The organism is Emticicia aquatica, from assembly GCF_923079645.1.
In the GTDB taxonomy this organism is placed as follows: Bacteria; Bacteroidota; Bacteroidia; order Cytophagales; family Spirosomataceae; genus Emticicia; species Emticicia aquatica.
Genome location: NZ_CAKLPY010000007.1, coordinates 42,765 through 56,201 on the forward strand (window position 1 = coordinate 42,765; position 13,437 = coordinate 56,201).

The 13,437-nt window shown below is 35.7% G+C and carries 11 protein-coding genes and 1 riboswitch; of the genes, 9 read left to right on the forward strand and 2 right to left on the reverse strand.

What is annotated here, in order from left to right; all coding sequences use genetic code 11:
• Positions 1–36 precede the first annotated feature (36 nt).
• Positions 37–744 carry an NUDIX hydrolase gene (locus MJQ71_RS19780; RefSeq protein WP_238808673.1) on the reverse strand — a complete coding sequence of 236 codons (708 nt, stop codon included), beginning with the start codon at positions 742–744 and terminating at the stop codon, positions 37–39.
• A gap of 132 nt (positions 745–876) precedes the next feature.
• Here MJQ71_RS19780 and MJQ71_RS19785 point away from each other — a divergent pair, with 132 nt between their 5' ends.
• Together MJQ71_RS19785 and metK are read left to right on the forward strand one after the other, a co-directional pair.
• A complete protein-coding gene (locus MJQ71_RS19785) occupies positions 877–1,821 on the forward strand; it encodes an ABC transporter ATP-binding protein (RefSeq protein ID WP_238808674.1) in 945 nt (314 codons plus the stop codon).
• A gap of 203 nt (positions 1,822–2,024) precedes the next feature.
• Positions 2,025–2,129, forward strand: a riboswitch (SAM-I-IV-variant riboswitch).
• A gap of 75 nt (positions 2,130–2,204) precedes the next feature.
• Positions 2,205–3,482: a methionine adenosyltransferase gene (gene metK / locus MJQ71_RS19790; RefSeq protein ID WP_238808675.1), complete on the forward strand. Its 1,278-nt coding sequence runs from the start codon at positions 2,205–2,207 to the stop codon at positions 3,480–3,482.
• A gap of 93 nt (positions 3,483–3,575) precedes the next feature.
• On the opposite strand, the gene MJQ71_RS19795 is transcribed toward metK, so the two are convergent.
• The gene (locus MJQ71_RS19795; RefSeq protein WP_238808676.1) at positions 3,576–4,004 is read right to left on the reverse strand and encodes a winged helix-turn-helix transcriptional regulator; all 429 of its coding nucleotides are present in this window, start codon (positions 4,002–4,004) and stop codon (positions 3,576–3,578) included.
• Positions 4,005–4,294: 290 nt separating this feature from the next.
• Here MJQ71_RS19795 and MJQ71_RS19800 point away from each other — a divergent pair, with 290 nt between their 5' ends.
• The 7 genes from MJQ71_RS19800 to MJQ71_RS19830 all read left to right on the forward strand — a co-directional run bounded on the left by MJQ71_RS19800 (position 4,295) and on the right by MJQ71_RS19830 (position 13,412).
• The gene (locus MJQ71_RS19800; protein WP_238808677.1) at positions 4,295–5,095 is read left to right on the forward strand and encodes an SDR family NAD(P)-dependent oxidoreductase; all 801 of its coding nucleotides are present in this window, start codon (positions 4,295–4,297) and stop codon (positions 5,093–5,095) included.
• Between the two features lie 43 nt (positions 5,096–5,138).
• Entirely contained in the window at positions 5,139–6,002 is an 864-nt protein-coding gene (locus MJQ71_RS19805; RefSeq protein WP_238808678.1) for an alpha/beta fold hydrolase, read from the forward strand.
• Between the two features lie 79 nt (positions 6,003–6,081).
• The gene (locus tag MJQ71_RS19810; protein WP_238808679.1) at positions 6,082–6,270 is read left to right on the forward strand and encodes a hypothetical protein; all 189 of its coding nucleotides are present in this window, start codon (positions 6,082–6,084) and stop codon (positions 6,268–6,270) included.
• 40 nt (positions 6,271–6,310) lie between these two features.
• Entirely contained in the window at positions 6,311–7,819 is a 1,509-nt protein-coding gene (locus MJQ71_RS19815) for a hypothetical protein (protein ID WP_238808680.1), read from the forward strand.
• A 54-nt stretch (positions 7,820–7,873) separates the two neighbouring features.
• Entirely contained in the window at positions 7,874–8,878 is a 1,005-nt protein-coding gene (locus tag MJQ71_RS19820; protein ID WP_238808681.1) for an NADP-dependent oxidoreductase, read from the forward strand.
• Between the two features lie 229 nt (positions 8,879–9,107).
• On the forward strand, positions 9,108–10,283 hold the full coding sequence (locus tag MJQ71_RS19825) for a C40 family peptidase (protein ID WP_238808682.1): 1,176 nt from the start codon (positions 9,108–9,110) through the stop codon (positions 10,281–10,283).
• Between the two features lie 123 nt (positions 10,284–10,406).
• Complete coding sequence (locus tag MJQ71_RS19830; protein WP_238808683.1) at positions 10,407–13,412, forward strand: PVC-type heme-binding CxxCH protein; 3,006 nt, start codon at positions 10,407–10,409, stop codon at positions 13,410–13,412.
• The last annotated feature ends 25 nt before the right edge of the window (positions 13,413–13,437 follow it).

Genomic DNA, 13,437 nt, shown 5'->3' on the forward strand with positions numbered 1-13,437 from the left:
GTTGTTAGATAAAGTGGTTGTTAAACAATATGAGGATTATACCAGCCCTTCTGGATTTGGTATAAAATTCATGAATGAATCAGAATGTTTTTTATATTTTTCGGTATCAAGTGCGTAGAGAAATGCCCCTTTTTTCGAGAAACCTTTTTGTTTTTCCTTCAATTTGACTAATAATCCAGTCGAAAGGATTTTTCGGCTAAAATTACGTTTGTCGAAATTACTGCCATAAATGGCTTCGTAAAGGTTTAAAATTTGTGGAATTGTAAATTTTTCGGGCATTAATTCAAAACCAACTGGATGAAAAGCAGCTTTATAACGCAGTCTTTCTATGGCAATTTTAATCATTTCTCGGTGGTCAAAAAGCAATTCGGGCAAATCGTGCATTGAAAACCATTGTGCATGATGCGTGTCCGAAATCTTAGTTTCATAGTCTTTTACGTTAACCAAAGCATAATATGCCACCGCAACTGTTCGCTCAACTGGGTCACGATTTGGGTCGCCAAAGGCGTTGAGTTGTTCCAAGAAAATTCCCGAGACGCCAGTTAATTCAAACAAAATTCTTTCTGCCGCTTGGTCAAGGCTTTCGTTTGGTTTTAACCAACCACCCATCAATGACCAAGTGTCGTGGTCGGTTTGAACGCCACGTTTAACCAATAAAAGCTTTAATTCTTCGCCATCAAAACCAAATATAATGGAATCTAAAGCCACCAAACATCTGGTTTGTTGTTTGTAAAGTTCTAACATTCAATATTTTAGAGTAAATTATATGTAGGTAAGTATCGTCAATAATCAGCAAGATAAGAAAGTCGGTATCTATGCACAACAAAAATAGACAATTTCTCTAAAAAACTCGTATTTTTGTACAAAAAAGCCCCAATGTCACTGCTAAAAATCAATCATCTGCACAAATCTTTTGGACGCCAATCTGCCAACGAAATAAACGCAGTAAAAGACATTTCAATTTCACTCGAAAAAGGTAAAATTCTAGCAATTTTGGGGGAAAGTGGCTCAGGAAAAACAACACTTTTGCATCTTATTGCTGCACTTTACGAACCTGATTCAGGATCACTCACGCTTGATGGTGAACGTATCACCCCACCTTCAGAAAAACTCATTGCGGGGCATCCAGATATTAAATTAGTAAGGCAAGATTACGGGCTTTTTCCAAATATGTCGATTCGTGAAAATATTGCTTATGAATTACGTTATTATGAAGAAAATTATCGCAACGAACGCATTGATAAATTACTAAAAATCAGTGGTTTAGAGAAAGTTCAGTCGCATTTTCCTCGACAAGTTTCGGGCGGAGAGCAACAACGAGCAGTTATTGTAAAAGCAATTGCGGAAGAACCTAAACTTTTGCTTCTCGACGAGCCATTTAGTCATTTGGATGCTGTAAATAAGCGTCGATTAAAGGCAGAAGTGCTCAATCTTATCAAAACTGAAGAAGTAAGCTGTATTTTTGTAACACACGACGTAGCAGACGCTTACGGAATGGCCGATGAGTTGCTCATTATGCAAAATGGCCAAGCTTTACAACTTGATTCGCCTGAAGAAATTTATAAAAATCCAATCAATCAGTATGTTGCTGAAATTACTGGAGAAGTTGCGTTAAGCGATTTTTCTAAAGGATTTATTCGTCCCGAACAAATTCGTATTTCCGAAAAATCTACTATGAAAGCCATCGTGAGTTCAATCAAGTTTTTAGGAACCTATTTTGAGGTGATTTTAAAAATGGACGATTTAACATATAAAATGTATAGTTTCGATAAAATCAATGTCGGTGATGAAATTGGAATTGAGATTATTAGCTTTAAATAAGGCTCAAAAAAATATGTTTACTTGATAAATCTATCGAATTACCACAAAAACCATTAAGTTAAAATATCTCAATATAAGGTATTTAATAGATAAAAAATCCATTCTTAAAAACGATTGCAGATATTTTCTGTGAACGTTGAATAAAATTTAGATAAAAATTTATTCTTATTCTTTGCATTTGTTTATCTAAATTCCCAACTTTGTATCAGTATCAAGAATTTCTAATTAAATTTAGAAAACCAACCGAGTCGAAACGCTACGGTGGTCAAAAGATGCGGGCTGTTCTAAAGTCAAAAATGTTTTGTTTTTTTCTTCAAAATATCCCCTTCAATTACTTGAAAGCTATTAACTAATAAATATCATTAACCAAAAACATAGGATTTATGCCTTATTTATTCACTTCTGAATCTGTATCGGAAGGACACCCAGACAAAGTATCGGACCAAATCTCAGATGCCCTCATTGATAATTTTATGGCGTTTGACCCTTCTTCTAAAGTAGCTTGCGAAACTTTGGTAACAACAGGTTTAGTAGTTTTGGCAGGAGAAGTAAAAACACAAACGTATCTTGACGTACAAGCAATTGCTCGTGAAGTAATCCGTAAAATTGGTTACACAAAGTCGGAATATATGTTTGAAGCTAATTCTTGTGGAATTATCTCGGCAATTCACGACCAATCGGCAGATATTAACCAAGGTGTTGACCGTAAAACTGCTGATGATTTCGAATCGAAAGCAAACGCACAAGGAGCAGGTGACCAAGGGATGATGTTTGGATATGCTACTCGTGAAACTGATAATTATATGCCATTGGCGTTGGATTTAGCTCACACTATTCTCCAAGAAATGTCATATATCCGTAATAATGAGCCAAATTTGATTCCTTACTTACGTCCAGATGCAAAATCTCAAGTAACTATCGAATATTCTGATGATAACGTTCCACAAAGAATTGATACAATCGTAGTTTCTACGCAGCACGATGATTTCGCTGATGATGAAGAAATGTTAGCAAAAATCAAGGCAGATGTTATCAATATCGTTATTCCACGTGTACAAGCTAAATTGAAAGCTGAGTTACAAGTGTTGTTCAACGACCAAATTACGTACCACATCAACCCAACTGGTAAATTTGTAATCGGTGGCCCACACGGAGATACTGGTTTGACAGGTCGTAAAATCATTGTTGATACATATGGTGGTAAAGGTGCTCATGGTGGTGGTGCTTTCTCTGGAAAAGACCCATCAAAAGTTGACCGTTCGGCGGCTTATGCCACTCGCCACGTAGCCAAAAACTTAGTTGCTGCTGGTCTTTGCGACGAAGTTTTAGTACAAGTTTCTTACGCTATCGGTGTTGCTAAACCATGTGGTTTGTTTATTGACACTTACGGAACTGCCAAAGTTGATATGACTGACGGTGAAATCGCACAAAAAGTAGCTGAGATTTTCGATATGCGTCCGTACGCAATTGAGCAACGTTTGAAATTACGTAACCCAATCTACTCAGAAACAGCCGCTTATGGCCACATGGGACGTAAAAATGAAGTTGTAACTAAAACTTTCAAAGGGCCAGATGGCACAACAGTTACGAAAGAAGTTGAACTTTTCACTTGGGAAAAACTTGATTATGTTGATGCAGTAAAAGCAAAATTCGGTCTATGATTTTTTCGAGTTTATGATAGAAAACGGAAGCCTTTCGGCTTCCGTTTTTTGTTTAGCACACGTTTTCAACAAAATCACAATTATTGCCTTAATCTATACTGCCATCACTTCTTCCTCCAATTGCTTTCTCAATTGCTCCATAATCGTCTTTAAGGCTACTTCTTTATTCTTTTTGGCATCATTTACCATTTCCTGTATATCAGCGGGTATCGTGAAATATTTTTCAGCCCAAAGATGAATTTCGAATATTATAGGGAGTAAATCTATCCCTTTGTGCGTCAGTCTATATAATATTTTTGCTTTACTATCTGGGTGTTCTCGCTTTTCAATGATACCATTTTCCTCCAGAGCCAGTAATCTGGACGCTAATATATTCGTGGCAATTTTTTCGTCTGATTTTAAAAAATCTCCGTAGGTAGACTTCTGATAGAAAATTAAGTCTCTGATAATTAACAAAGACCATTTGTCCCCAAATATTTCAAGACTATTACTAATTGGGCATTCTGACCTTTTTTTAGACATTTTGTGAATAATAATTTAAAAATAATCAATAATTATCCTTACATAAGTAATGTTTTTGACTGCTTGCAATATGCAAGCAAATGTAGGTGTAGAATTTTAAAAATCAAAAAAAACATAAAGAATTCTAATTATCTGGTATTTCAGATCCTGTTTGACTTCAAAATCTGACCCCACAAAATAAATTTTAAAAAATAAATTAAAAATAACTTGCAAAATAAAAGTAAATAAATTTACATTTGCACTTGCAAAATGCAAGTAATTTTTATAACATATTTAAAGAATAAATAGAAATGAGTAAGAATATTTTAGTAACAGGTGCTTCTTCAGGTTTTGGTTTAATAGTAGCGAACGAGCTTCATGGAAAGGGTTACAATGTAATCGGCACAAGTCGCAACCCTGAAAAAATACAATCGACAGTACCCTTCAAAATGATAGCACTCGACCTTGACTCAGAGCAATCCATAAACACTTTACCTGATAGACTTTTCAAAGAAATAGACCAGTTGGATATACTTATTAATAATGCAGGCTTTTTGGTAAATGGCATTGCCGAAGAAATTCCTATTGAGCTGGGCAGAAAACAATTGGAAACTAATTTTTGGGGAACAATCAAGGTAACAAACGCAATTTTGCCTCATTTTAGAAAACAGAAATCAGGCAAAATAATTACAGTAGGTTCAATTGTTGGGCTTGTGGCATTTCCGAGTACCGCTTACTATGCTGCTTCAAAACATGCTTTGGAAGGATATTTTAAAGCATTACGCTACGAATTAAATGAGTTCAATATCCGTGTAGCCATGATTGAACCTTCTTCTTTTAAAACAAATATTTTAGATAATTCTTCTTCGCCTATCGCTAAAATTGAAGCGTATAATTCATTAAGAAATAAAATTGAAAAATTCACTAACGACTTAGTAGTTAAAGCCGAAGACCCAGCAATGGTTGCTGCAAAAATGCTTAAAGTGGTCGAAGCAGACAAACCTAATTTCAGAAACATTGTTGGTAAGGGAACTTCAGTGTTAATTAATTTACAACATTTTGCCTATGGGTTTTTAGAAAAAACTATTCTTAAACAAGTCAATAGAGCTTAAAATGAGAAATAAATTTCTTTTAACGATTTTGATAATTCTAAAAATGACAACATCAAATGCACAAAGTGATAACTATTCTTACGCAACAGTTCCTACTCAATTTGTAGAAGCTAACGGACTAAAATTCGCTTACCGTTCTTATGGTAAAGAAGGCGATATACCAGTTATTTATTTTAATCACTTAACGGCAAATCTCGATAATTGCGACCCAAGAATTATGGACGCAATTGCAGCACAACGCCATATTATTTCCTTTGATTATCGGGGCGTAGGTGCTACTACAGGCGAGCAGGGAACAAGCATTGCCGATATGGCAAAAGATGCTATTGCTTTTATTCATGCTTTGGATTACAAACAAGTAGATATTCTGGCTTTTTCTATGGGTGGCTTTATTACTCAGGAATTACTTTTAGTTGAACCAACTTTGGCTCGTAAAATTATACTTACTGGCACAGGTCCAAGAGGCGGTCAAGGAGTTAGTGATGTGGTTGGCACGACTTACAAGGATATTTTCAAAAGCCTTCTTACATTCAGAGATGCTAAATTTTATTTATTCTTTACGCAAAATAAAGTGGGGAAAGATGCCGCCCGTGCTTTTCTGAATCGTTTAAAAGAAAGAACAGAAAACCGTGATACGAAGGTAAAATTAAGTGTCTTGAAAAAACAGCTCAAAGCCATTGAAACTTGGGGACATGATGCACCAGCCGATTTGGGTGTTTTCAAACATCCAGTTTTGGTAGCCAATGGTGATAACGACAGAATGGTGCCTACACAGCTTTCGTTTGATTTAGCAAAGCGTTTTCCGAATGCTGAACCAGTACTAATTTACCCGAATTCTGGGCATGGTGGTATTTTTCAATATCACGAAGAATTTCTTAAAAAAGCGTTACTATTTCTTACAAAATAAAAAAATAATAAATTTATCAATAACGAACTTACACCAACACTTGCTAATACAGGGAATTGAGAAACAAAACCTACAACCCATGAAAACAGAAGCAATGGAACATGACAATGATAAAAATGAAATGAAAAAAAACTTTAGTAGTGATGCAATTAAAAATCTTTCTGGTAGAATTGCCACCTATTGTACCGCAATTGATACTTACGAAATTCATGAAACCATCATTTTGTACAGAGGGGCAAAAAAATCAAATAAAGTACAAAGTTTTTAACCGATATTTCTCACTCTCAAACAATTATAAAGAACGTTTTATGAAATACACAAATATAGCATTACTATTGATTATGGCATTTTTTAATGTAAATGCTTTTGCACAAAATACTCCTCAAAACAACATTAATTTGAAGGAAATGAGGTTTATCGGAAAGGTAGATGAGCGATTTCAATCATTCAATGTGGAAATGTGTGAGGTGATTGGAGGCGATTTTTGGATTCCTTACCCATTGATTGATTCTGTCAGAAAAACTTCTAATAAAAAAGGGATTGATGCACTGAAATGGAAAATTGAGCCCATCAATCTTTATGAAAAAAAGTTGCGTAATCTTGCTGCTGGTTTAGGTCCAACTTACGTAAGAGTGAGTGGCACTTGGGCAAATGCCGTCTATTTTCAAAATAATGATGAAGCAAAATTAAGTAGTCCACCAAAAGGATTTAAGAATATTTTGACTCGCCAACAATGGAAAGGGGTAGTAGATTTTTGTAAAGCTGTGGATGGGAAATTGGTTAGCTCATTCCCGATAAGCAATGGCATGAGAGATGAAAATGGTAAATATCAACCAACACAAGTAAAGGCTATTTTAGATTATACCCAATCAATTGGTGGTGAAATTTCGGCCGCTGAATTTTTCAATGAGCCATCGCATGCCTCGCATGGTGATGCTCCAAAAGGATATAATGGGAATGATTTTGCAAAAGAGTTTGATGTTTTTAAAAGTTTTGTTTCAAAATCTGCACCTTATATGAAAATTATTGGGCCAGGCTCTACGGGCGAAAGTATTTTGCCATCAGGATTAGATATCTCCATTGATAAACTACTTTCACCAGCACCAAAACCCAATTTTGAAGTATTTACTTATCATTATTATGGTACAGTTTCAAAACGTTGCGGAGGAGGGCAAACGCCTGAAAAAGCATTAACATTCGAATGGTTAAGCAGGACCGAAAAGGGTTTGGAATTCTACCAAAATGCAAGAGACAAATATATGCCAAATGCACCAATATGGCTCACTGAAACCGCCGAATCAGCTTGTGGAGGAAATCCGTTGGCAGCGACTTATATTGATAGTTTTCGCTATTTGGAACAACTTGGCAGACTGGCAAAAAAGGGTGTACAAGTTGTAATGCACAACACGCTTGCAAGAAGCGAATATGGCTTATTAGAACATGATACCCATAACCCAAGGCCTAATTATTGGGCAGCTTTTCTTTGGAATAAATTTATGGGAAATCAAGTTTTTGAGGCAGGAAGTTTGGAAGCTGGTGTCGATATTTTTGTACATAATTTAAAAAATAAATCGAAAGGAAAAACTGTATTGATTTTGAACACCAATAATAAATCAACCACTATAAATATTCCGTCAAATGCGAAGCAATATTTGCTGACAGCAGATGAATTATTAACCAAAAAAGTGAGCTTAAATGGTAAAATGCTACAAATGAAAGCCAATGATGAATTACCAGAGATAAATGGCATCAATATAAAAAAAGGAATTGTACAATTACCTGCTCAAAGTATTATGTTTTTGACATTTAGTAAATAAAGCTTTAAGCAAGTAAAATCATTAAATATATTAAATCGATTAATTCAAAGAACAATGAAAGCATTCATAGTAAAACGCTACGGCAAAAAAGAAAAGTTACATCTAACAGAAATTGCAGAGCCAGTTATAAATGAAAACGAAGTATTGGTGCAAATATATGCGGCAGGTGTAAACCTATTAGACTCTATGATAAAATGGGGTGAATTCAAACTATTTCTTCCCTATAAAACACCACTTACTAATGGCCACGATATGGCAGGTGTAATAACCAAAGTAGGTTCAAAGGTTAGCAAATATAAAGTGGGTGATGAAGTTTTTTCAAGAGTGTCTGATTATAAAATTGGAACATTTGCAGAATACATTGCCGTGAATGAAAATGATTTAGCACTAAAGCCCAAAAATCTTTCTATGGATGAAGCCGCCTCTATTCCTTTAGTTGGTTTAACAGCTTGGCAAGCATTGGTAGAAATTGCAAAACTTAAAAAAGGGCAAAAAGTTTTTATTCAAGCGGGTTCGGGTGGAGTAGGTACATTCGCCATTCAGTTGGCAAAACATTTAGGAGCTTATGTAGCTACAACTACAAGTACAAAAAATGTAGAATTAGTAAAAGACCTTGGAGCTGATTTAGTAATTGATTACAAAACACAAGACTTCGCTAAACTCTTGAAAAACTACGATTTGGTGTTACACAGTAACCGTGAAAAAATAGTTTTAGAGCAATCGCTGGGCATCTTAAAAAAAGGCGGTCAACTTATTTCATTAGTAGGTCCTCCCACACCCGAATTTGCTCAAGAAATTGGCTTGCCTTGGCATTTGAAATTTATCACAAAACTTTTAAGTTCAGGAGCGAAGAAAAAGGCAGAAAAGTTTGGTGTAAAATTCGTTTTCTTGTTTATGAGAGCAAATGGCAAGCAATTAGGGGAAATAACCAAACTTATTGAATCGGGAATCATAAAACCAGTTATTGATAAAGTATTTCCGTTTGAGCATACCAACGAAGCATTGGAGTATGTGGAAATGGGTCGGTCGAGAGGGAAAGTGGTGGTTAAAGTTAAGTAGTTCATTAGACTTCTTACGATAGAAGGTTTGACAAAGTTTTCGTGCCGTTGTCTGTACTGGAACGATGAGGTTAATATAAAAGGAAGCTGCAATGCTTCCTTTTTTGTTTCTGCACGATAGTTTTTCAAACCGTCAAACCAAAAATATATTTGTTCAAAACATTCTTCAAAAACACTTTGTTTTCAATTGAAAAATAATGAGTATTTTCGCAGAAAAAAACTCCAAAAAAATGAAAACCAAAGAGCAATTTTTTAAAATATGCTTGATATTTTTTTTACCTTTCACAGTATTTGCCCAAACGCCTAAACAAGTAGTTGCACCGACAAATCCTAAGCCAACGGTCTATTCAATCATTGAGCAAGTTCGTAAAAAATACGCTCCTGATAAGCGAGTTGCTGTTTTTCAAGCTGACCTTGACTCTAATCAAATTGTGGGTAAAACAAATTTGCCTTTAGCTAAAAAAGAACTATTAAATCGCTTAAAATCAAGCGGTTATAATTTGACCGATGGTATAAAAAGCCTTCCTGATTTAGAAGAACTTGATAATAAAACTTTCGCTATTATCAATATTTCGGTGGCAAATATTCGCAGTCAACCAAAAGAATCAGCCGAATTGGCTTCGCAATCTTTACTTGGAACTGTCGTAAAAGTTTTCGATAAAGACCGTCATTGGTACCTTGTTCAAACACCCGACAATTATATTGGCTGGGTTGATGGCTCAACTATTACTCGCGTAACCAAAGAGCAAAGTGAACAATATCAAGCAAAAAAATACTTGATGTATAACAAACCTTTTGGGTTTTCCTATGTAAAAGCTGACGAAAACTCACAGACAATTTCGGACTTAACTTGGGGTGATTTATTAGTCGTAAAAGACACTTTACAAAACTTTTATGAAGTTATTTATCCTGATGAAAGAAAAGCATTTGTAGCAAAAAATGAAACAATTGCTCATCAGCAGTGGAAAAAAACAGTAGTTCCAAGCGAACAAAATTTGGTAAATGCCGCTTATAAAATGCAAGGATTACCTTATTTATGGGGCGGAACTTCATGGAAAGGTGTCGATTGTAGTGGTTTCACAAGAATGGTTTATCAAGCAAACGGAATCTTGCTTCCACGTGATGCTTCACAACAAGTTTTTGTTGGTAATGAAGTTGCTTTCGATAGTTTACAAGTAGGCGACTTGCTTTTTTTTGGCGAAAAAGCAACACTCGAAAAACCAGAAAAAGTTGTTCACGTAGGAATGTGGCTCGGAAACAATGAATTTATCCATTCTTCTGGAATGGTTAGAATCAGTAGTTTTGATAAAACTTCGCCTCGTTTTGATGCCCACAATGCTGGGCGATATTTGCGAGCAAAAAGAATGTTAGGAGCAGATAAAGGAATTGTTTCTTTGAAGAAATAAAATAAGATATACAATTTTGTCATCAGAAAATATAAACCGATAACTAATTTCTTCCTAGATTAGTTGTCAAATATACGTTTATTGCACCAATCTTTTTCTTATCTATATTCAACCAAAATACAAATGAAAAAATCTATCATTTTTTCTCTACTCACCCTTCTCATCGTTTTTGCCTGTAAGCAAACACAAAACACGCTTTCCGACGAGAATTATTCAAAACTTTCTGATGATGAGAAACGAAAAGTTGAACACGCCCTCGACGGAATCCAACTTGCTGACCCTGATTTAGAAGTGACTCTCTTCGCATCAGAACCGATGATGATGAATCCTACAAATATGGATATTGATGCCAAAGGGAGAGTTTGGATTTGTGAAGGTTATAATTATAGAAATAAACTTAACCCGAAAAATCCGTACAACAAAAAAGGCGATCGAATTTTGATAATGGAAGATACCAATCAAGATGGAAAAGCTGATAAAAGTACTGTTTTTTATCAAGGTGAAGATATTAATGCTGCTCTTGGCATTTCGGTTTTAGGCAATAAAGTAATCGTTTCTTGCAGCCCAAATGTGTTTCTTTTTACTGATGAAAACAACGACGGCAAAGCAGATAAAAAAGAAATTATTTTTACTAACTTAAAGGGAGTACAACACGACCACGCTATTCATGCTTTTTCGTTTGGCCCTGATGGAAAACTCTATTTCGATGGTGGCAATGAAGTACAAACATTGAGCGATAAAAATGGCAAAGAATTAACGGATGATTTAGGACGCCCATTTTCGACTTATAAACAAGGGAAAGTTTTTCGTTGTGACGTTGATGGTTCAAATGTGGAGATTTTAGCCCATAATTTTCGTAACAATTATGAAGTAGCCGTTGATTCTTATGGCCGTATGTGGCAATCAGACAATGACGATGATGGCAATAAAGGCGTGCGTATTAATTACGTGATGGATTATGGCAATTATGGTTTCAAAGATGAAATGACAGGGGCAAGTTGGCAAGAACGTCGCACCAACTGGGAATCTGAAATTCCGTTGCGTCACTGGCATTTGAATGACCCTGGCGTTGTACCAAATTTACTACAAACTGGGGCTGGTTCGCCAACAGGTATGATTGTATATGAAGGAAAACTTTTACCAAAAAAATACCAAAATCAAGTTATTCATTGTGATGCAGGCCCAAATATAGTGCGTTCGTATCCAGTAGAAAAAAATGGTGCGGGTTTCAAAGCAACAATTAATAATATTTTGGATGGCTCAAAACGTGACCAATGGTTTCGTCCTTCAGATGTAACCACCGCTCCAGATGGTTCGATTTTCATAGCAGATTGGTATGACCCTGGTGTTGGTGGACACGCAATGGGCGATTCAGTTCGAGGACGTATTTACAGAATTGCTCCCAAAGGCGAAGCATATTCGGTACCAAAGTTTGACTTTGAAACTGCCGAAGGGTGTGTTGAAGCTTTGCAAAATGCCAATTTAGCGGTGCGTTATTTGGCTTGGACAAAATTGAATTCTCTTCAAGAAAAAGCAGAAGATGCATTAGTAAAACTTTGGAAATCGGATGATTCAAGAATGCGTGCCAGAGCATTGTGGTTATTAGGTAAAATCAAAGGAAAAGAAGCAAAATATATCCAAGAAGCCATCGACGATACAGATGAAGATATTCGTCTTACGGCCATTCGTTTGTCTCGAGAATTACCTGCTGATAATTTGCCAATTTTGAAAAAACTCGCCACAGACGCATCAGCACAAATTCGTCGTGAAGTTGCATTTGCCATTCGACATAAAACTTCGCCCGAAGCAGCAGCAATTTGGACAATACTTGCGAATAATTATGATGGAACTGACCGCTGGTATTTAGAAGCTCTGGGAATTTCGGCAGATAATCAATGGGATGCTTTTTTTGCTAATTATATAACTCAAGCAGGCGAAAAATGGAAAACAAATGCCGCTGCAAAAGATTTAGTTTGGCGTAGCCGCTCAACCGACAATATCTTTCGTTTGGCAGAATTGGCAAAATCAGAAAAAGAAAATTTGCGTTATTTCAGAGCTTTTGACTTTCAGAATAATCCTGAAAAAACTAAAGTATTGTTAGGAATGCTCGACGGAGGAAATGCTTCAAGTGAAATAATGACACTGGTATTCAAACATTTAGATGTTACAAGTGCGAAACAAGATGCTTTGTTTAAAACCCTTTTACCAAAAGTTTTGAGCGGAATCAAAAACCCAACTGATTACTTAGATTTGGTAAAACGCTACGAAATGAAAGACCAATCTGACCGTCTTACGGCAATGGCAATGACCGATTCTCTTTTGGGAAGTGAAGCTGCTAAGATTCAGGTAAAATTGAATGGTTTAGCTGAGTTTCAAAAACTGACAAAGAATAAAAACGAAGAAATAGTTCGTAAAGCCATTGGTGTTTTTGGTAGTGTCGATGAAAAACCTGTAACTGATTATTTGATAAGCTTATTTAACAATAAAAACCTCAGCAAAGAAGTTCGAAACCAAGCTATGTATGGCATGTACGGTTGGAACAGTGAAGAAATTTTATGGGATTTGGTAAAAGCCAATAAAGTTTCGGCAGATGTAATGCCAATTGCAAAAAAGATTTTAGTTGGTACATGGCACAGTGATATCCGCACGGAAGCAATGAAAATGTTTGGTGCTGAAATGGATAAAGAATTAGGAGATATCAACGAACTGGCCAAAGGCGTTGGTAATGCACCAAGTGGTCAAAAAGTGTTTAAAACATACTGTGTTGCTTGTCACCAAGTAAAAGGCGAAGGAATAAATTTTGGACCAAACTTAACCGAAATTGGCAGTAAACTATCAAAAACTGCTCTTTATTCAGCAATTATTAACCCAAGTCAAGGCATTAGCTTTGGTTATGAAGGTTATAAACTCAAACTCAAAGACGGCACAGAAGTAGAAGGAATGATTTTGAGTAAAACCGAAAACGATGTAAATATTAAGCAAATTGGAAGCACAAACCCAACAGCTTTCAAACGAGCTGATATTGTTTCAATGGTAGAAAATGAAGAATCTTTAATGCCAAAATTCCCGTTACAAAAACAAGAAATTGTTGACTTAGTAACTTATTTACAGACTTTGAAAAAACAATAAAATAATTTTTATTATCTGCAAGCAG

Coding starts and splice junctions, on each gene's coding strand:
- MJQ71_RS19780 (WP_238808673.1), bottom strand. CDS start 744: ATGTTAGAACTTTACAAACAACAAACCAGATGTTTGGTGGCTTTAGAT.
- MJQ71_RS19800 (WP_238808677.1), top strand. CDS start 4,295: ATGAGTAAGAATATTTTAGTAACAGGTGCTTCTTCAGGTTTTGGTTTA.
- MJQ71_RS19825 (WP_238808682.1), top strand. CDS start 9,108: ATGAAAACCAAAGAGCAATTTTTTAAAATATGCTTGATATTTTTTTTA.
- MJQ71_RS19785 (WP_238808674.1), top strand. CDS start 877: ATGTCACTGCTAAAAATCAATCATCTGCACAAATCTTTTGGACGCCAA.
- MJQ71_RS19805 (WP_238808678.1), top strand. CDS start 5,139: ATGACAACATCAAATGCACAAAGTGATAACTATTCTTACGCAACAGTT.
- metK (WP_238808675.1), top strand. CDS start 2,205: ATGCCTTATTTATTCACTTCTGAATCTGTATCGGAAGGACACCCAGAC.
- MJQ71_RS19820 (WP_238808681.1), top strand. CDS start 7,874: ATGAAAGCATTCATAGTAAAACGCTACGGCAAAAAAGAAAAGTTACAT.
- MJQ71_RS19815 (WP_238808680.1), top strand. CDS start 6,311: ATGAAATACACAAATATAGCATTACTATTGATTATGGCATTTTTTAAT.
- MJQ71_RS19810 (WP_238808679.1), top strand. CDS start 6,082: ATGAAAACAGAAGCAATGGAACATGACAATGATAAAAATGAAATGAAA.
- MJQ71_RS19830 (WP_238808683.1), top strand. CDS start 10,407: ATGAAAAAATCTATCATTTTTTCTCTACTCACCCTTCTCATCGTTTTT.
- MJQ71_RS19795 (WP_238808676.1), bottom strand. CDS start 4,004: ATGTCTAAAAAAAGGTCAGAATGCCCAATTAGTAATAGTCTTGAAATA.